Below are 21,021 nucleotides of genomic sequence, written 5' to 3'. Positions count from 1 at the left end.
AGATAGGGATTATACTGGTTTATAATTACTCTGGCAGGCTAAATGAGCTGAATGGGATAGTCTTTGAGCTGATACCATATACTATTCCTGGCCCGGTTCTTTTTTAATCCATTAGTCATAATTGGTCATAACCTATAGTTTCAGCAAACAGCGTAGTCTTTATTTGTAAATTGCTTCTTTAACAGCAAAAAAAGCAATTATCATGAATAAACCTGAAAAAACTGAGTTTTGGGAATCCAGCTTTATAGATAAACAGGAAATGTGGGGCTTTGAGCCGGCTAATTCTGCGGCATTGACCAAAGATTTCTTTGTAGAAAAATCAGTAAAAAATATCCTTATCCCTGGAGTTGGCTATGGACGGAATGCCCAGGTGTTCAGAGACAATGGAATCACTGTAACAGGTATTGAGATTTCAAAAACGGCTATTGAAATGGCTGAAAAGCATTATGGCAAAGATCTGGCAATCTATCATGGTTCTGTAACTGATATGCCTTTTGATAACCAGTTGTATGATGGTATATTTTGCTATGCTTTAATTCATTTACTGGACACTAGCGAAAGAGATAAACTAATTCGCGATTGCTATAATCAACTGTCTGATAATGGATATATGGTTTTTACGGCCATTTCGAAAGAAGCTGATACTTACGGCAAAGGCAGGTTTATCAGCAAAGACCGCTATGAAATATTTGAGGGTGTTCAAATGTTCTTTTATGACAGAGAATCAATCCATGCAGAGTTTGATCAGGCCGGATTATTTGAGATCACAGAAATTACAGAGAGCTTTCCATTTTTCTTAATCAAATGTAAAAAACAATAAAAGAAAATTATATATACATATTAATCAGCATGGCAGTTAAGAACCTGCCATGCTAATTACCGCTATTTCCACCAGTTATAATAATTATGGGCTTCATCAAGTTCAAATCCGCATTTTGGATAGAGTCTGTTTCCTATATCATTTGTTTTCTCAGTTTCTAATAACAAACCACAGGCATCTGTTTCATCACAATGCTGTTTACATCTGTCTATCAGGTCAATGGAAAGACCTCGTCCACGAAAATCTGGCGAGACAAACAAATCACTTAATAACCATTGGCGCTGTAATTTCCCATAATGATATAATGGATATAATTGGGCAAAACCTACAAATTTGTTGTCTGCTTTAATCAGATAGGTAACAGTTTCTTTGTTGATAATTCTATCCCTCAAAAAAGCTTTCCCTTTTTCCAGATCCGGTACTTGTCTGTAAAAGATTCTGTAACTATTAAATAGTTCTGCAAATTCATTCAAATGTTCTAATGTAGCTACTTCAATCTCTTTCATAATTGGTGTATATTTTTTATTTAATGAACTGCAAAGCTTGCTTATTTCAGGATGGTTAAAGGAGTCCAGTTTTGATAAATTAATAGGGCCAGATGAATAATATAAGCTTTAATTGGGTAATTTTGCAGCTTAAAAATTGGTAAATACACGAATGCTAAGACCCTGGAAGACTCTTTTTAATATTTCATTTCGTACGGATCAGACACTTGTCAGGCAAATTGCTGATGTAATCAGAAAAGAGATCATTAAGGGGAGATTAGAAAGAGGTGCTTCTTTACCTGGTAGCCGGTCATTGGCACAGGATATTGGCGTAAACAGAAAAACTGTTGTTTTTGCCTATGAATCACTTATTGCCGAAGGCTGGCTGGAAAGCAAACATAAATCCGGAACTTTCATTTCCGAAAACCTGCCACTGATAGAAGAAATACCAAAAAGGATTTCTAAACCATTGGTAAGCAATTTCGACTATATTCATCATCATCCTTTTGAAGTTAATGACCGGCCATTAGATGGGAATCTGATCGTTTTTAATGAGGGCGGCCCGGATACCAGACTGGCCCCATTGAAAGAATTATCAATGGCTTACAAACGTGTATTTCAACGTCAGGGAAAATGGAAGTTACTGGGCTATGGCAGTGAAAAGGGTGACCGGAAACTTAGAGAGATGATTTCCGTCATGCTTGCACAGGATAGGGGCTTATATACGAATCCGGCTGATATTTGTATTACCAGAGGGAGCCAGATGGCTATTTATCTTGCGGCAAAAGTCCTTGTGCGTCCAGGGGATGTGATTGCAGTAGAAAATCCTGGTTATTATGCTGTGCGAAAGCTATTTCATGAAGCAGGTGCTGTATTGAAAGCGGTTAATGTAGATCAGGATGGGATCAATGTAGATGCACTTGAAAAATTATGTCTTCAGACAAAGATCAAAGCAGTATATGTAACCCCTCATCATCAATATCCGACAACAGTGATTATGAAAGCTGGCAGAAGGATAAGGTTACTGGAACTTTCACTTCAATATAATTTTGCTGTAATTGAGGATGATTATGATCATGAATATCATTTTGGTACTGGAAATAACCTGGCATTGGCGAGTGGTGAAAAAGCCGCCAATGTTATCTATGTCAGTTCGCTGAGTAAACTGATCGCTCCTGCAATCAGAGTAGGTTATATTACTGGCCCAAAAGCATTTATGGAATCATTGATAAATTTACGGGTACAGATTGACCGCCAGGGAGATACAATTCTGGAGCATGCGATAGCTGAGCTGATGGAAAACGGTACGATGGCAAGACATGCCCGTAAAGCAGTAGCGATATATAAGGAAAGAAGGGATGTAATGGAATCTTGTTTAAGAGATAATTTTGGGGAGCGTATCAGTTTCCGAAAGCCGGAAGGAGGGCTGGCATGCTGGATAAAGTTTAATCAGAAAGTAAACTTTAACAGGTATATAGGATTACTCAGATTGAAAGGTGTCCAGATTGTTCCGCCGGGTAGTTTCTATTTAGACAATCAGCCTTCGGATTATATCAGGCTCGGTTATGGTTCCCTGAATAAGGAAGAACTTATTCAGGGAATAAAAATTATGAGTGAAGTTTAATGCCTTTAGTTAGAGTTACCCCACAATTGGACTAATTGAGCTTAACAGATATATTTATTCTGACTTGAAAACTTAATTTTATATCCAGTTTTTAACTTTATCCGCAAAATCCTGGATATCATTCACCAGCTTGCAGGTGTGGTAACCATCTGCAATAGCATGATTTACAAAAACTGATACAGGAATCTGTGTCTTACCGTTCTCTGTGAAATACTTGCCAAACCTGATAATTGGGAACAGGAGCGAAGATTCACTATAAGTATCCTGATTGAAACCTGTAAAACTTAGCCATGGGAGCGCTGACACAGGGCAAAAATTGGCAGGACGGCCTTGTCTGGCTTTGATACCTTTTACGTCTTTATAAGTCTCTATATCGTCTTGTATAATTTGATAGAAATCTGAGAACTCTTCTTTGTATTCGCTCCAGACATCAGAGAATGTCTTATCGTCATTATGAAAAATGGTATAGGAGGGGACAACATGGTTCCAGGTACCTAATACCCCATTTTCATCAAAACTCATCCGGAACTCCGGATTCTGGTTGACAGCCCTCATGATGACATATAGAAATGTGGGATAAAACTTGAGTCCTTTCTTTTTCGTTTCTTCCAGCAGCAGAGAAATATCAATATTAGCATTGATATTGTATTTACATTTTATGGTTTGATAGTAATAATCAAAATAGGGTTTTCTTACCCATGTTTCCTGATCTACAGGATTAAAAACAGCTTGCATAATAGTATTTACGTCCTTATCCAGACAAAATATCTTTTATTTTTCAATAACTAAACAATTGTCTTAAAAAATACGCCTAGAATTTAAATTGCTTTGTATATTGTTCCGGCTGTACAATAATGAACTTGATGAGCTTAAATTCTTTTCTGATCTCTGCCTGAATCTGATCAATTGCTTCATTAATTTCATGTGTATCCAGATCTTCTTTAAAAGTAACAATCAGCATGAGCAAAACCTCATCTGGTGACTGATAAGTGGATACGACCGTGAGCACCTTTTCAACTCCTGTAACTTTTTCGGTTATGGTAACTATTTTTTGTCTGGAAGCAGGAGAGATCCCTTCGCCCATTAATAAACTTCTGCTTTCTCTGGCCAGGATCAGCGAAACCCCAACTAAGATCAGACCAACCAGTAATGAGGCTATACCGTCTAGTTCAGGCAGGTAAAGCCAGTGGTTGAAAAACATACAGATCATGACGATAAATAGTCCTAAAACTGCTGCCCCGTCTTCAAAAAGCACCAGAAAACTGGAAGGGTCTTTACTTTTCACAATTGCATTCCACCAGGTTTCCTGACCCCTTATTTTGTTAAAGGATTTGGCCGCAATAACCAGCGAAGTACCTTCAAAAACTACACATAATGCCAATACTACATAATTCCAGGTCGGATCACCGATTGGCTCAGGGTGTATGATATGAATAATCCCCTGGTAAATAGAGATTCCTCCACCTAAACCAAAAATAAGGATAGAGACTATAAACGAGTAGAAATACAGCTCTTTACCATATCCGAAAGGACGTAAGGCATCTGCTGGTTTTTTACTTCTTTTTAATCCGAAAAGCAGCAGCAACTGGTTCACCGTATCTACCAGAGAGTGTATTCCCTCAGAAATCATAGATGCACTGTTACTGAATGTACCAGCTATAAATTTTGTAATTGCGATGAGCAGATTGGCTGCAAGAGCGCTATAAATTGATGCTTTCTGATGAGTCATGTATTTTATTCAGACAAACCACATACCATAATTATCAATTGATAAATATTATTTTACGCAGGAATTGAAACGAGCATTTTTGTTCTTTTCTGGAATCTGAAAAATAACAATACAGAAGCAGTAAGCAGACCAAATGTCAAACCATACCAGATTCCGTTTACACCCATTTCCATTTTTATACCCAGCAGATAACCTAGTGGAATACCAATAATCCAGTAAGCTATAAAAGTGATCACAGTAGGTATGTTTACGTCACCTAAACCGCGTAAAACACCCAATCCAACTACCTGTGTACCATCAAATAACTGGAAGAAACCTGCGATGATCAACAATTGGGCTGCAATATGAATTACAGCAGTATCTTCAGTATAGATATAGGGTAAAATATGATTAGCGCAAACAAATGCAACAGCTGTGATACTCATAAAAACTGCTACGGCATGATAACTTGCTATAGCTGATCTTCTCAGATCAAGGAAGTTATTTTTACCAAGGTTATTGCCGGTTTTAATAGTTGCTGCTGATGCAATTCCGCTGGCCAGCATATAAGTTACTGAGGCAAGATTAATAGCTACCTGATGAGCTGCCTGCTCTACAGCACCAATTGTACCGATCAGAATAGCAGCACCGCTGAATGCACTGATCTCAAATGAATATTGCAGGGCAACAGGGGCACCAATTTTTAGGATTTTGATGCTTCGCACTTTATCAATCAGGTTAAACTTAAAGTTCTGCAGGTAGACCTTAAAGTTCCTGGAATTAAAGACATAAATACACATTACTATAGCCATAAGTATTCTATCAACCAGTGTACTGACCCCAACTCCTTTAACACCCATAGGAGTAATCCCAAACATCCCTTTCACTAAGATGATCCCTAGAATAACATTGATTACATTCCCCCATATGGAGATAAACATGGCTTGTTTAGTGAAACCCAAACCTTCTGCAAATTGCTTAAAGGTCTGAAAAATCATCAGTGGAATAATTGAAAAACTAAGATAGCCCAAATATGGTTTTGCATACGCAACAACTTCAGGAGATTGTCCCATATGGTCAATTGCCAGTAAAGTACCGAAATGTACCAGCATATAAAGGAATATGCCCATGACGATATTGATTAATAAGCTGTTTGATAATAAACGGCCACATTCTTTGTAATTCTTACGCCCGTTTTCTTGTGCAATAAGTGGGGTTAATCCATAAGAAATCCCCATTCCTAAAACAAGGATCAGCATAAACAGACTATTAACCAGCGAAACCGCTGCCAGTTGGATAGTTCCTGCGAAATGCCCTACAATCACACTATCGGCAAGATGCACAACGGTATGTCCCAGCTGAGATACCACAATAGGCATAGCTAGTCTAAGATTATCTGAGTAATAGGGCTTGTATTTTGCGTAGAAGGAACTGAACATAATGAATTGTATTGGAACCTTCAAAGGTACGCCTATTTAGGCGTTGTCATGGTAAAATATTCTTCTTTTTCAGAAATATGAGGTTGAATCAAGTCTGCGAGAATAAAACTAACCAGTATTTTTTGAGCTTTCTGATTCGAAATTTTAGTGAGTTTACTAAATTGTTTTAAAGTAATCCGGCCTTCTTCGTCTAAATATTTCAGCAGTTTTTGCTCCTGATCTGTATAGCTAATGAGCTGTCCGCTATGGGTATTTTCTTTTTTCAGGACATCGACAATAATTTTACTGGCCAGAATACTTTTGTCATTAACACGAAAATACACCCACCATTTTTTGTTCTCGTCCAACGCGTAATGAGGTTTAGTATCGCTCTGAGGGATTTTAGCAACCAATACTACTTTATTATCTATATATACTTCTTCAAATTCCGGCTCTATTGCAGGCTTACAAAACTGATGCGCGGATTTAGTAATCATATAACGTTCTTCTTCTTCCGATTTAACGCCTTTAATACTTCCATCATCAGCTACGCCTATTAGTAATTGTCCTCCTCTATTATTGGCAAATGCAACCAGACTTTTTGCAATCTTCTCATAATTATTAATCGTCTTTTTAAAATCCAGTGTTGTTCCTTCTCCTTGTAAAATAAGTTTCCTGATGTTCATTTTTAGAGGTTTTAGCAGACATTCTGTTTAAAATAAGATATAGCAAATTAATAAGCTACGGGGCCATTTTCACCACTGTGCAGATTTCTGACATAAACCTCGTTCATGACTGTGGCGCAAATTTCACCGTCTCTGTTTTTAATTTCCATTGGATAAGCTTTGACAAACTTACCTGTTGTATTTAACGCCTCTACAGCATCATTTAGCATTTCATCAGTGATGTGAATGGTAAAAAACAGAGCAGAGCGTCCTGGTTTCAGATATTGAATACTTGCGCTTTTTAGCCATACTCTTACCTTAAATCCTTCGCGCTGCAAAAGCTGATCGAAAAGTAATGCATAAAAAGGGTCTGTAGCAGCATATATAGTACCGCCAAATATTGAACCGTTATAGTTTTTATTGAAAAGACTTTTATAAATTTTAACATCAACTCCCCTGAACCCTGTGTGGAATTTCCTGACCCAAATACGCTGAAATAGAAGTGGGGGGTAAAAACACAAGCCCCATTTAAGTGTTTTCTCTGATACGATCATTTCGTTTAAATATCTGAAAGATTATTGGAATCTTCATATTAAAAAATCCAATCACGGATAAACTTCGTTTATCTATTTACAAAACAGAAAAATAAAATAACAAATTTATGAAAAAGCAAATTTTCACAGTTGCAATGGCCCTTGCATTTCTTTCTTTAGCATCGGCTTGCAATTCATCAAAAACAGGATCTGCTACTGATACAGCGTCAAAAATGGCGGCTGATACAAGCAGTAAAATGTCGGGTATGGCAGCTGATACTTCAAAAATGCATACTCAGGAAGGTGTGATGGTTGGTGGTGCACTGATGGTGCCTACAAAAAATATTGTTGAAAATGCTGTAGAATCTAAAGACCATACTACTTTGGTAGCAGCTGTTAAAGCAGCTGGTTTAGCTGAAACTTTAAGCGGAAAAGGCCCTTTTACTGTTTTTGCCCCTACAAATGAAGCATTTGATAAATTACCAGCTGGTACTGTAGCTTCACTGCTTAAACCAGAAATGAAAAAAGATCTTGCCGGTATTTTAACTTACCACGTAATTGCTGGTAATTATAAAGCTGCTGATTTAAAAGATGGCCTGGAACTGGCGACTGTTCAGGGACAGAAAGTTAAATTTACTAAGAAAGATGGTCAATGGTATATTAATGATGCCAAAATTACCATTACTGACGCTGTTTCAAGTAATGGAGTGACTCATGTAATTGATGCCGTTTTAATGCCGAAAAAATAAGAATAATCATAGGTAGTTAATTTTTTTTGGGCTTTGCTGATTAATTGGCAAAGCCTTTTTATTTGGAAATGTTTTGTCAGATAGAAGTTATTTACAAAATGATTGAACAAATATCATTATAGTGATAATATATATAAATAACTTTGGCGCCATATATTCACGGAACGATGTTAAAAGATAAAGTTGTAGAAGCGTATAAGAAGATTCAGGATGAAATTAGTCAGACTTTGGCTCTGGTTGATGGCAAAGGGGAGTTTGAAGAAGAAATCTGGACCAGAGAAGGTGGTGGTGGCGGTCGTACGCGTGTTTTTCAAAATGGAAATGTAATTGAAAAAGGCGGGGTTAATTTCTCTGCTGTATATGGTAAATTACCGGAAGCGGTAAAAAAGGCCTTCAAAGTGGAGAATGATGAGTTTTTCGCCACGGGTGTTTCTATTGTCATTCATCCTTCGAATCCTTTGGTACCTATTATACATATGAATATCCGTTATTTCGAAATGGATGAACAAACAAGATGGTTTGGTGGTGGTATTGATTTAACGCCTCATTATGTAGTTGATAATGATGTTCGTTTTTTTCATGGCTTACTTAAACAAACCTGTGATGAGTTTGATTCATCGTTTTATCCGAAGTTTAAAAAACAGGCGGATGATTATTTCTTTATTAAACACAGGGAAGAAACACGTGGTGTAGGCGGTATCTTTTATGACAGGCTAAAACCTGAAAATACGGGCCTGGACTGGGATCAATTGTTCAATTTTTCTCTTGCAGTAGGTAATTCTTTCCTTCCGGCTTATACTGAGCTGATTGAAAGGAACAGAAATAAGCCTTTTACAGCTGCTGAACAAGAGTGGCAATACGTAAGAAGGAGCCGTTATGCGGAATTTAATCTGGTTTATGATTCGGGTACAAAGTTCGGTTTGGAGACAAACGGAAGAATCGAATCTATCCTAATGAGCTTACCACCAATGGCAAAGTGGATATATAACCACCAGCCTGCAGAAAACAGCCCAGAGGCTGCAACTCTGAGTAAGTTAATAAAAGGTATAGACTGGGCTTAATTTTTTTCCACAATGCGCTTAAACAGCAATATTTTCTTAAATTCGCAAGGTTATAACATTACCTTATTTAAATCGTTTTTAACGAACATCAATATTTTATGGCAGAAGATTTAGAAAATCAGGAAAACGACAAAATAATAAAAATTGATATTGACGAGCAGATGAAGTCTGCCTACATCGATTATTCGATGTCTGTTATTGTATCAAGGGCGTTACCTGATGTACGCGATGGATTAAAACCGGTACACCGTCGTGTACTTTACGGGATGCTTGATCTTGGTTTGGCGAACAATAAGCCTTACAAGAAATCAGCCCGTATTGTAGGAGAAGTACTGGGTAAGTATCACCCGCATGGTGACTCATCAGTATATATGACTATGGTTCGTATGGCACAGCCATGGAGCTTACGTTATTTACTGGTAGAAGGTCAGGGTAACTATGGTTCGATTGATGGGGACTCTCCGGCAGCAATGCGTTATACGGAGGCCAGATTCCAGAAAATCGCTGAAGATATGCTTGCAGATATCAATAAAGATACGGTAGATTTTCAGTTGAACTTTGATGACTCTTTAAAAGAGCCAACTGTGCTTCCTGCAAAAGTACCAAACCTTTTAATTAACGGTTCTTCGGGTATTGCTGTAGGTATGGCAACCAATATGCCTCCTCACAATATTACTGAAGTAATCAATGCGACTATCGCATACATTGAAAATACAGAAATTACTATCCCTGAGTTAATGAAATTCGTAAAGGGCCCGGATTTTCCTACTGGTGCTATAATTTACGGATATAATGGTGTTCAGGATGCTTTCGAAACTGGTAGAGGACGTATCGTGATGCGTGCCAAAGCCGAAATCGAAACTGTAAAGGACCGCGAAACTATTATCGTTACTGAAATCCCTTACCAGGTAAATAAAGCAATGATGATTGAGCGTACTGCTGAATTAGTCGGAGAGAAAAAACTGGAAGGTATCTCTAATATTAAAGATGAATCAAATAAGGATGGTATCCGTATCGTTTATGAAATTAAACGTGATGCGAATGCTTCTATTGTATTGAACAACCTTTTCAAACAGACTGCATTACAAACTTCATTCAGTGTAAATAACATCGCTTTAGTGAATGGCAGACCTCAGATGCTGAATCTGAAAGATCTGATCAGACACTTTGTTGATCACAGACATGATGTAATTGTACGCCGTACTAAATTTGAATTGGATGAAGCACAAAAACGTGCACACATTCTTGAAGGTTTATTAATTGCTTTAGATCACTTAGATGAAGTAATTAAGTTAATCAGAGCCTCAAATACTCCGGAAGAAGCAAGAACAGGCTTAATGGAGCAGTTTGGTTTAAGTGATATCCAGGCAAGAGCTATTCTGGATATGACTTTACGTCGTTTAACAGGTCTGGAAAGAGACAAGATCAAAGAAGAGTTTAATGAGTTGATGAAGACGATTGAATACTTGCAGTCTATCCTGGCTGATGAAGCTCTTAGAATGAAGATTATCAAGGATGAGTTAGCTGAAATGATGGAGAAATACGGCGATGAACGTAGAACTACTATCGTTCACTCTGCCGAAGATATGAGCATGGAAGACTTTATCGAAGATGAAGAAGTTGTGATCACGATCTCTCATGAAGGTTATATCAAACGTACACCTGCTACTGAATACCGCACGCAGGCAAGAGGAGGTAAGGGTTCTAAAGGAAGTGATTCGAGAAATGAAGATTTTATTGAGCATTTACTGATTGCTTCTAACCATAATTATATGTTGTTCTTTACTGAAACAGGCCGTTGTTTCTGGTTAAGAGTTTACGAAATTCCGGAAGGTTCAAGACTAAGTAAAGGAAGAGCAATCCAGAATATTATCAATATTCCTAAAGAAGAGAAAATCAAGGCTTATATTAAGGTTAAGAACTTGAAAGATCAGGAATATCTGGAGAACAACTATATTATCATGTGTACTAAAAAGGGAACGATTAAGAAAACTTCACTGGAAGCTTATTCAAGACCGAGGGTAAATGGTATCAATGCAATTAACATTAATGAAGGTGATCAATTACTGGAAGCAAGTTTAACCAGCGGATCAAGTGAAATCATCATGGCATTACGCTCCGGACGTGCTATCAGGTTCAATGAAGCTACGGTTAGACCAATGGGTAGAACTGCTACTGGGGTAAGAGGCGTTACTTTAGGTCATGCTGAAGATGAAGTTGTTGGCATGATTGCTGTTGATGATCCATCAGCTACAGTAATGGTCGTTTCTGAAAAAGGTTACGGTAAACGTACTAATGTTGAAGATTACCGCGTTACAAACCGTGGTGGTAAAGGTGTAAAAACAATTACTATTACTGAAAAAACTGGTGATCTGATTGCTATTAAAGCAGTAACTGATGCTGATGATTTAATGATTATCAATAAATCAGGAATTGTGATCAGAATTGTATTAAGTCAGCTTAGGGTTATCGGAAGGGCAACACAAGGTGTTCGTCTGATCAACTTAAAAGGTAGTGACTCTATTGCATCTGTTGCAAAAATTGAACATGAGGATGATCCTGAAGAAGAAGTTTCTGAAGATCTGTTAATTATAGATCCTGCTGATGTTCTTCCAGAAGAAGCTGGTGCTGAAGAAGAGGAAGCTGAAACTGAAGAAGAAGAAACAGATGAAGAAAGTGAAGAAGGAGATACTGACGAAACAGAAGAAAACTAATTATAAATTAAATTAAAAACCCATAAACCCTGCAGCATAAACAATTGTTGACCTGTAGGGTTTATATTCATTAAAAACAATTTACAATATGAAAAAAGTAGTTTTAAGTATGCTTCTAGTAGGTGTTGCCACCTATGCAAGTGCTCAAAAGAGTGAAGTTTCAAAAGCTAAAAACACATGGGCGTTAGCGAGTTTATCGAACAATAAACCTTTAGATGTAACATTAAAATCTCTTGAAGAAGGATTAAAGGCTACTGATAATGCTATTGCAAACGAAAAGTCTAAAGATATGCCAGAAGCATGGTCTTACAGAGCATTATTTGCTTCAAGAATTTCATTTGTGGATTCTTTAGATGTTACCAATGCAATTGCAAAGGATAAAATTGCAGAAGAAGCAATTGAAAAAGCAAAAGCACTGGATACTAAAGGTGCAGAAAAAGAAAACATTAAAGAAGCTGAACAGACTTTGTCAAATGCTTTGAGAAACAGAGCCATTTTTGCTTACAATAAAAAAGATTACAAATCTGCTCTTCAGTTTTTTAATGAAGTAACAGTTAAAAATCCTCAGGATACTTCAACTTTTGTAAATGCAGGTGTTACTGCTAAACAAATTCCTGATTATCCTCAAATGATTACAAACTTCAAAAAAGCTATCGATTTAGGTTCTAAAGATGCTGAATCTTTATACAGTGAAATCATTTCTACAACTTTCGCTACTGTGAAAGATACTGTTGCTGGTACTGCATTGTTAGAGGCTGCTATTGCAAAATATCCTGAAAATCCTTATTTCACTGGTATGCAAACTGACCTTTATATCAAACAGGGTAATGTTGCAAAATCTCAGGAATCTTTAAGTAAACTAATTGCTAAAGACGGTAAAAATGCTACATACCAATATGCTATGGGCGATACTTACTACAAACAAGCATTGGATTTACAAGGAAAAAGAAATAAAATAGATCCTAAAAAGAAAAAAGAATTTGATGAAGTAACTGCTAAAATGAAAGGTTTTATCGATCAGGCATTACCTTATTACAAAAAAGCTTATGAACTTGATCCTAAAATGATCTCTGCTTTAGAAAACTTAAAAGTTATCTATGCTTTTAAAGATGATAAAGTAAATTATGAGGCTACTAAGAAATTATTGGATGCACAAAATGGAGCACCAAAAAAATAATTCTTAATCAATTGATATTAAAAGAGGGATAAATTTTATCCCTCTTTTTTTTTGTATAAATTTGCAGCTAAGCCTAATGAAGCATATGATGAAGAAACGATATATATTTGCAGTTACTATTTTAATGGTTAGTTCCACATCAGCGTTTTCGCAAAAAACACAACTGTACATTGCCAGAAATAGTGTAGGGAAACTTCAGGCGGCAATTTCAAATAAACAAGATCAAAAAACACAGCTTTCCATATTAGGAGAGGGGATCAAGGCTGCTGAAGCTGCTGAAAAGGATAGGGAAACAAAAAAGTGGCCGGAAACCTGGGCTATAAAATCGTATTTGAGCTCTTATATAGCGATTATTGACCCTAGTCAGGATAATTCTGATAAATATTATGACCTGGCTATCAATGCGATAGATTCAGCAAAAAGATTTGATAAATTCGAAGATAATACTGGCTTAATCACAGCATCAAGCTATAATGTAAATATTAAAAAACAGCAAAAAGGAAAGGCTGCTTATCAGGCCAAAGATTTTGGAGCTGCATTTAAATATTTAAAGGAAGTCAGTGATTTTTTCCCAAAGGATACAATTCTTGCTGTAAATGCAGCTTTAAGTGCTGAAGGTGTCAAAAATGAAGACGAAGCGTTGAGTTATTTTAAACGCGCTAAGGATAATGGTATTATTAATCCTGTTGTATTTCAGCGTATGGCTGGAATATATAAAAGCAAACTGGATAATGATATGGCACTGAAAACTATTCAGGAAGGTCTGATCAAAAACCCATATAATGATTTGCTGAATAATGATTATATAAATTTGTTATTAGACACTGAGAAATATACGGAAGCAAGACAGGTCATTGAAAATACTTTAAAAGTAGAAACCAGAAGTAAACTACTGTATTTCCTGTATGGTTACCTGCATCAGAAAAACACAAATATGGGTACAGCAGAACTGGCTTACAATAAAGCATTGGATATAGATCGTAATTATTTTGATGCTTTATACCAATTGGCCCTTGTTTATATTAATTTGAGCAATGATGCATTAGAGCCTTCAAAAAAAGATGTTGCTGCTTTTACTTCTAATTTGAATCGTGCTGAAGTTATCCTGTCGCAAGCACATAAGGTAAACCGAAAAGACAAGCCTACGATCAATTTACTGATTGATATTTATACCCGTAAAAACAGATTCGACAGAGCTCAGGAACTAAAAGCTCAGTTAGAGGAATTTTAACCTGATTAACATCCTATTTAAAAGCTTCCTTATGATGCGTTTCTTCGAAACGCATCATAAGGAAGCTTTTTCTATTAAGAATTTTCTTAAACTATTATATATTGAATATAGCTTAACATAAAGCCAAAAAAGCATAATATTAAATTGATGGTTCTTACGATTTTTAGATAAGTGTGAAAATCACATGTGCCTGATTTTTTTTTAACCTCTCCTTATGCGAAGCTTATTGTATGCCTTTATCCCATGTTTTTTATTTCTTTTCTTTGGTATGTCTGCATTTTCTCAACAGACAATATATGAAGCAGAAACGGGCACACTGTCTGGCGGGGCAAATATTCAAAGTTGCAATAGTTGTTCTGGTTCAAAAATGGTGGGTAATCTTGGAGGGACTACAAATGGAAGTCTGCTTAGTTCGGTCAATGTAAGTACAGCTGGCACTTATAATCTTACAGTTTATTATGCAACTAATGATCCGCGTTCTATTTTTCTAAAGGTAAATAACAACGCAGCAATTCAATTGCCTTGTTTCTCTTCTGGTGGATGGACTACTGTAGCAACCACAACGGTAGTAGTGAACCTGAATTCGGGAAATAATACAATCAAAATGGATAATAATTCTGGCTGGGCACCTAATGTGGACAAACTGGAAATCACGGCTGTAAATGCAGCGATAAAAAACATGTATTTCGGAGTAGGTAACCGTATAGAGTATAATTTATCTACAGGAAAGTACAATGTTTATTTTAATAATACTAAAACGATTATTGATGCTTATGCCAGTGCGAAATCAAATACTACATTTACCAGTACAAGTTATACGACACGTACTTATGCGACATCTGCCATAAACGATGGATTTGGTGCAGGTACAAAACATACCATCAGTATGTCCGGAAATGGATTAATCCCAATGCAGCAGGTATTTTATATATATAATTCGAAAGAATATTTTTATACCGAAAATATCCTGAATGGGATAGGAGCTAACAGTTATTATATGTCTCCATTAATATCAGGAAATTCTAAACTGCCTTTTAGTGGTGACCTCAAAGCTTTATATGTTCCTTTTGATAATGATACTTTCATTAGATATGATGCAAAATCTTTAAGTGAAACTGTAAATACGACTAGTTCGGAAGTAAGTGCTATCTATGATAACAATGGTCGTAATGGACTGGTATTCGGCTCAATAGAACATAATGACTGGAAAACAGGGATTAAAATTAATGGAACAGGCTCAAATCTTACTGCATTGGAAGTATTTGGAGGTTTCGTTGAAGAGCAAACAACCAGGGATAAAAGGGGGCATGGATGGGTAGGAGTAGGTACTACAACGGCAAAATCCCCAAAAATGATGATAGGTTATTTTAGTGACTGGCGAGATGGGATGGAGGAGTATGGGAAATCTAACAGAATTGCAGAATCACGTTATATTTTCAGCTGGACACAGCCAACGCCATTTGGCTGGAATAGCTGGGGAGCAATCCAGAGTAATCTTTCTTTAACAAATGCAAAAGGTGTGGTCGATTTTGTGAATGCCAGCCTAAAGGGGTACCGGAATGGAAATACGGCTTATATAGATCTTGATTCTTATTGGGATAATCTGAATGACAGTCAACTAAAGGAGTTTGCAGATTATGCTAAGAGTAAAGGGCTCAAACCAGGAATTTACTGGGCACCTTTTGTAGACTGGAGTAAAACGAACAGAATAGTAGAAGGGAGCTCAACCAATTATACAGAGATCTGGACTAAACAAAATGGGGCTTATCACGATTTGGACGGTTGCCGGGCAATTGATCCTACACATCCTGCAACAAAGCAAAGAATTGCTTATATGATAGGAAGATTCAAGGCTGCAGGGTTTGAAATGATCAAGATTGATTTTATTGGTCATGCGGCTATAGAAGCAGATAGCTATTACGATTCTTCTGTACATACTGGCATGCAGGCATTTCGTAAAGGAATGGAATATCTTACAGACCAATTGGATGGAAAAATGCTTGTTTATGCCGCTATTTCTCCAAATATGGCTACTGGCCGTTATGCACATACCAGGAGAATCGCATGTGATGCATATTCTGGCATCGATGAAACACAGTATACGTTGAATAGTACAAATTACGGCTGGTGGCAGACTTATGTTTATAATTATATTGATGGTGATCATTTAGTACTTAAAAATGAGACGTTGGGCGCAAATAAAGCGAGGGTAACTTCAGGAGTCATAAACGGTACATTAATGATGGGAGATGATTTTTCTTCGACGGGACAATGGAATGGAAGAGCACAGACTTTATTTCAAAATCAGGATGTGCTCGATATTGCAAGAAACGGAGTTGCATTTAGGCCAGTAGAAGGCAATGCCGGGCAGGGGGCAAGCGAAATATTTTCCAGACAGATAGGGGGATACTATTATATTGCAGTCTTAAATTATGGTTCCAATAGTAAAAATTATACGGTCAACCTGAACAGACTGGGATTAAATCCAGATCAGAATTATTCGGTTAAGGAATTGTACAGCGGTAATATTTTATCTGTTACTGGCACGTTAAATACTAATCTTGGTGCTGCCGATGCAGTTATTTACCGCTTTAATCTGGGTGGTTCAGATCAGACTTCGAATTTAAAAGATCAGAAAGTATTTCCGGTAACCTCAAGAGAATTTCTTCCTTATCCAAATCCGGTAAAGGATTGGCTGAAATTAAATAGTGAGCATGTAATTTCATCAGCTAAATTAACTTCACTTAGAACTGGTCAGGTTTTACAGATCGTTACACATGTGAACAGTAAAAATATCGAGTTGAGCATGAAGGATTACCAGGATCCGTTTTATGTATTAACTGTAACCAATCTAGATGGAAGTGTACAGACCTATAAAATCATAAAGAACTAAAACCTCTAAAAGGAATGGATGAGTAATATGGGCCAAAATGGGAGACAATATATTTACCGAATAAATGTACTTAACATAATGTTAATTATACAACAAAATAATAAAAAGAAAATAATATACATTTTACAACAGAACATCTACATAACAAATTCTCAAGTCTATTGATTACTAATCAGTTCCTGCAAAGTCTTATCAGAAGCAACTAATTTTCCCTGCGGGATTTGACTCGTAAAATATGCTGCACATAATGTTGTTACCCATTTATTTCTATAATTTCCTAATAAATGAAAACAAATCAATTCAAAGTCATCAGAAATATATGCCGAAAGATCTGAAGAGTTTGTTTTTGAAAACACACGCATAAAAATATCCTTCCTTATTTCATCTATTTGTTTTTGTTCCTGATTATTGACTGGTTTCTTTTTAATTTCTTTATAAGCCCTGGCCCATGAATTTGAAAAAACATAGAGATCCCGATTACTCAAAATCAGGTCAATATCTGCATCCTCAAGATCTATAAGAATATTTTCAAAAGATCTCATAAATAAACTCTCCAGGTTTTGAATAAATAAGTTCATATCATAAAGATAATGACATGAACTTATTTATTTTACACAACACGATAAGTAATCGCCTTGGGATAGAATCATACAAAGATTTTTTCCCAGGTTTAATACATGAGTGTCCAGTGATCCCTACCCTACCGCCGGTAGCTATGAATTACAAGGACCTATCAGCCTGACAGGTCCTTGTAAAAACAAAAACAGATGTACAAATAAAACCTTAAGGATTAAAAGCATATGCTACATAATATATAGCACCTGCTGCCGGATTTCCATAAGAAGTGAAATTATACTTGTTCAGTACATTTGAACCTCCGATTTTAATCATAGAATTTACTGAAGGAATTTTAAAGTTAACCTGAGCGTCCAGCGAACCAAAGGCAGGAACATTACCAGAAGCAAAAGAAGAATTCCAGTAAAATTTACCCTGCCAGCGATAGTTGACATTAAAACCGACATTTTTAATCAGTTCTTTTTTTCCTATCCCCAGGTTATAACGGATTTTCGGGGTATTAAAATCATTGATATAATTATCAGGAATATCCCCTATATTATTATAAGAAATATTACCGCTCAAAGTATAATCTGCCAGTAAATAATCAATTCCCAATGCCGCTCCATAAGAAGTAACTTTTCCTTTTGCATTTACCGGAACACCAAATTTTGTAAAGTTTGAGCCATTAATTTCCTTCTGATAAACGTCTACTGCTGTAATAAAATCCTTATAGATGTTATAATAAGCATAGGCATCAATCAGAAATTTCGGTCCTAAAAGGCCTCTGTATCCAACTTCATAAGCCTGGACACTTTCGGGACGCACACCTTTCGGATCAAAGCTATAGTTTTTCAACAGGCTCATATCCGGAGTTCCTCCGGCCGCCGAATTGAGAAATGCGCGATAACTCACATCTGTGTAGGCCTGATTGGTATATAAACTATACTTATTAAGAATTTCTGGTATTCCACCAATTAACCTTTGTGAACCACCGCCAACTGATAGATCTATATATTGATTTTGAGTAGTTGGATTCCGGTACCCGGTCTGATAAGAGATACGTATATTATTATTTTTGGCTACTGTATATACGCCTGTTATTCTTGGCGTAAAGCGGCCGTCAAAATTTGTACTCTTATCATAACGTCCCGAAACAGTCAGCTTAAATTTATCATTAAAGAATTTTTTACCCAGCTGCGCAAAACTTCCATATTCTTTGATATCGATCTCACTGTCAAAGTCGTTAAAAATTGTGCCGTTTGATCTTAACTGATATAAACGATAAGAGGCTCCGGCTTGGAATTCAACAACATTATTAAAAAGGTTGCTGAAATTATACATTCCTTCGTAATGATATAAATTAGTCTTATCATCGAATTTTGCTCCGTATATACCTTTGCTAAAATCACTGCCAGAGATTGTGGTATTCAGGATTTTATTTTTAGCTGCTTCGAATTGCGGCGAGCCCTGAACAAACCTACCCTGATCAGCAGCTGCCCTCGCCGCTGCATAGGCAGCTGCATCAGTAGCACCCTGGGATTTTGCTCCAATATAGTTCCCTACATATTGTGGAAACCAGTCGGTAGATTTTTTAGAGGTTTCGTTAATATAACTCCCCAAAATCGAAGCTATATAAGAATCGCCTGAACGTTCCTGGGTTGTATAACCTCTGATAAAGAAATCCTGTCCTTTTAATTCTAGTTTATATTGTCCTATACTAAAATTTCGTAGAGAATAACGATCTGATCCTGTATAGACAGAAGTGCCACTGCCCCAGTATGCCTGAGCAATAGCTTCAACAGTCTTTGTCAAACGGTAATTCACTGAACCGGATGCCTTAATTGATTGTGTCTTATAATCTACCAGTGCACTTTCGTCATAACCGGTTCTGGATACATTTTGATTAGGAAGTAAACCCGGTGTATTGATTCCTGCATAAAAAGGTCTCATGGTTGCATTCGTACTCAAAAAACCATTTAATGCACCCAATCTTCCAGGGTCAGCTTTAAATCCAGCGATCTGTGCAGCAGTTGGTGGTGCCGGCAAACCCAATGCGCTTTGAATAAAACCAGATGTACCTGCATTAAGCACAGATTGTGCTACATTACGCATATTCTGACTAACTTCATCACCATATACATTGATACCATCATAATTTGGATCTGAGTTTCTGTCTCCGGACTTTCCTGTTCTTGATGCACGGTCAAAATCAGAATAATTATCTGCCTGCCAGTCCTGTGCCTGTAAAAAGGAAAAGGTTCCTTTAACAGCAAATTTATTATTCCATGCTTTTGCAAGCCGGAGATCCAATTGATTATAAGGCTGTACACCGCCAGTATTATTATCGTTCACATGGTTGATCCCGGTTTTAAACTGAAAACTAGGCCCCTGGTAGTCAAATGGACTTTTGGACGTCATCAGCATCGTACCATTAATTCCACCAGCACCATAAAGTGCAGATGATGCACCGGGCAATAATTCTACATTATCCAGATCCAGATCATTGATTCCTACAATATTACCTACAGCGAAGTTTAATCCCGGTGCCTGGTTGTCCATTCCGTCAACAAACTGATTAAACCTGGTATTACCATTGGAATTAAAACCTCTTGTATTAACAGATTTAAAAGTCAGACTCTGAGTACTCACTTCAACACCTTTCATATTGTTCAATGCATCGTAAAATGACGGAGCTGCAAGCTCTTTAATAGTACTCTGGCCCATTCTTTCTATAGAAACCGGAGATTCTAATATCCTTTCAGGAGTTCTGGAAGCAGAAATAACAACTTCCTGACCTAGAATACCGGCTTGTTCCAATTCTATATTTAAGTCCGCAATGTTTCCCGTAATCAGCTTCTCGACCGGAGTATAACCCAAAAAGGAAATCACAAGTGTAAATGGAGCCTTCTCTGAAGTGCTGAATGCATAGTGGCCATTTTGGTTTGTGGACGTTCCAACCGTTTTTCCTTTAACGGTAATTCCAGCTCCGGGGATCGGCTCCCGGCTTTGCCTGTCAATTACAGAGCCACTAATAACAATGCTTTGAGCTCTCACATACAAAACTGTAAAACAGAGCATTAGAAGCAAAACAATTTGTTTTGTAAATCTTTTCATCATACATTAATTTATTATTTGGTTTACACTAACTTAAATTTAACATAATTAAATGAAACATTACAATGCGTAATTCTCAATTATTGACAATGGAAAATCAAGTAATTCTTACCTGCTAATACATAATTTATTACAGAAACGATTAACAATGCCTTTGAAATGCACGTTAAAACAAAGCTTTTAGGGGAGCTTTTGTGTATCTTGAATGAATTCATTCAAGATACAAATAACAGGCTTGAAATCAGTTAATTACATCGTAAAAATACTAATT

The 21,021-nt window shown here is 36.8% G+C and carries 16 protein-coding genes; 8 read left to right on the top strand and 8 right to left on the bottom strand.

From position 1 onward, the window contains the following. Positions 1 to 202: 202 nt before the first annotated feature. A complete protein-coding gene (locus HDE68_RS19700) occupies positions 203 to 820 on the top strand; it encodes a class I SAM-dependent methyltransferase (protein WP_183883948.1) in 618 nt (205 codons plus the stop codon). Between the two features lie 62 nt (positions 821 to 882). On the opposite strand, the gene HDE68_RS19695 is transcribed toward HDE68_RS19700, so the two are convergent. Further along, positions 883 to 1,326 carry a GNAT family N-acetyltransferase gene (locus HDE68_RS19695; RefSeq protein WP_221300822.1) on the bottom strand — a complete coding sequence of 148 codons (444 nt, stop codon included), beginning with the start codon at positions 1,324 to 1,326 and terminating at the stop codon, positions 883 to 885. A 151-nt stretch (positions 1,327 to 1,477) separates the two neighbouring features. On the opposite strand from HDE68_RS19695, the gene HDE68_RS19690 reads away from it, so the two are divergent. Further along, a complete protein-coding gene (locus HDE68_RS19690; protein ID WP_183883947.1) occupies positions 1,478 to 2,929 on the top strand; it encodes a PLP-dependent aminotransferase family protein in 1,452 nt (483 codons plus the stop codon). Between the two features lie 78 nt (positions 2,930 to 3,007). Here HDE68_RS19690 and HDE68_RS19685 read toward each other — a convergent pair whose 3' ends face one another. From HDE68_RS19685 to HDE68_RS19665, 5 genes are all read right to left on the bottom strand, one after another. Then, positions 3,008 to 3,664, bottom strand: a complete 657-nt coding sequence (locus HDE68_RS19685) for a CatA-like O-acetyltransferase (protein WP_183883946.1) — start codon at positions 3,662 to 3,664, stop codon at positions 3,008 to 3,010. 76 nt (positions 3,665 to 3,740) lie between these two features. Beyond that, a complete protein-coding gene (locus HDE68_RS19680) occupies positions 3,741 to 4,658 on the bottom strand; it encodes a cation diffusion facilitator family transporter (protein ID WP_183883945.1) in 918 nt (305 codons plus the stop codon). 53 nt (positions 4,659 to 4,711) lie between these two features. After that, positions 4,712 to 6,076: an MATE family efflux transporter gene (locus tag HDE68_RS19675; protein WP_183883944.1), complete on the bottom strand. Its 1,365-nt coding sequence runs from the start codon at positions 6,074 to 6,076 to the stop codon at positions 4,712 to 4,714. 32 nt (positions 6,077 to 6,108) lie between these two features. Continuing rightward, positions 6,109 to 6,741 (bottom strand): helix-turn-helix domain-containing protein, encoded by a 633-nt coding sequence (locus HDE68_RS19670; RefSeq protein WP_183883943.1) that lies wholly within the window; start codon positions 6,739 to 6,741, stop codon positions 6,109 to 6,111. Between the two features lie 47 nt (positions 6,742 to 6,788). Further along, positions 6,789 to 7,274 carry a DUF4442 domain-containing protein gene (locus HDE68_RS19665; protein WP_183883942.1) on the bottom strand — a complete coding sequence of 162 codons (486 nt, stop codon included), beginning with the start codon at positions 7,272 to 7,274 and terminating at the stop codon, positions 6,789 to 6,791. 107 nt (positions 7,275 to 7,381) lie between these two features. Between HDE68_RS19665 and HDE68_RS19660 the strand changes: the two genes are divergently transcribed. From HDE68_RS19660 to HDE68_RS19635, 6 genes are all read left to right on the top strand, one after another. Then, positions 7,382 to 8,002 carry a fasciclin domain-containing protein gene (locus HDE68_RS19660; protein ID WP_183883941.1) on the top strand — a complete coding sequence of 207 codons (621 nt, stop codon included), beginning with the start codon at positions 7,382 to 7,384 and terminating at the stop codon, positions 8,000 to 8,002. Positions 8,003 to 8,169: 167 nt separating this feature from the next. Next, the gene (gene hemF / locus HDE68_RS19655; RefSeq protein ID WP_183883940.1) at positions 8,170 to 9,063 is read left to right on the top strand and encodes an oxygen-dependent coproporphyrinogen oxidase; all 894 of its coding nucleotides are present in this window, start codon (positions 8,170 to 8,172) and stop codon (positions 9,061 to 9,063) included. Positions 9,064 to 9,161: 98 nt separating this feature from the next. Further along, positions 9,162 to 11,777, top strand: coding sequence for a DNA gyrase subunit A (gyrA, locus tag HDE68_RS19650; RefSeq protein WP_183883939.1), 2,616 nt, complete (start codon positions 9,162 to 9,164; stop codon positions 11,775 to 11,777). A gap of 88 nt (positions 11,778 to 11,865) precedes the next feature. Then, positions 11,866 to 12,954 carry a tetratricopeptide repeat protein gene (locus tag HDE68_RS19645; RefSeq protein WP_183883938.1) on the top strand — a complete coding sequence of 363 codons (1,089 nt, stop codon included), beginning with the start codon at positions 11,866 to 11,868 and terminating at the stop codon, positions 12,952 to 12,954. Positions 12,955 to 13,039: 85 nt separating this feature from the next. After that, on the top strand, positions 13,040 to 14,185 hold the full coding sequence (locus HDE68_RS19640; protein ID WP_260171813.1) for a tetratricopeptide repeat protein: 1,146 nt from the start codon (positions 13,040 to 13,042) through the stop codon (positions 14,183 to 14,185). Between the two features lie 214 nt (positions 14,186 to 14,399). After that, complete coding sequence (locus HDE68_RS19635) at positions 14,400 to 17,078, top strand: CBM35 domain-containing protein (protein ID WP_183883937.1); 2,679 nt, start codon at positions 14,400 to 14,402, stop codon at positions 17,076 to 17,078. Between the two features lie 158 nt (positions 17,079 to 17,236). On the opposite strand, the gene HDE68_RS19630 is transcribed toward HDE68_RS19635, so the two are convergent. After that, positions 17,237 to 17,656, bottom strand: a complete 420-nt coding sequence (locus HDE68_RS19630; protein WP_183883936.1) for a hypothetical protein — start codon at positions 17,654 to 17,656, stop codon at positions 17,237 to 17,239. A gap of 205 nt (positions 17,657 to 17,861) precedes the next feature. Then, a complete protein-coding gene (locus HDE68_RS19625) occupies positions 17,862 to 20,753 on the bottom strand; it encodes a TonB-dependent receptor (protein WP_260171812.1) in 2,892 nt (963 codons plus the stop codon). Positions 20,754 to 21,021: the final 268 nt, after the last annotated feature.

This window comes from Pedobacter cryoconitis (assembly GCF_014200605.1).
GTDB lineage: Bacteria > Bacteroidota > Bacteroidia > Sphingobacteriales > Sphingobacteriaceae > Pedobacter > Pedobacter cryoconitis_B.
The sequence above is the reverse complement of the archived record's forward strand: the minus strand, read 5'-3'. Positions and strand labels throughout refer to the sequence as shown.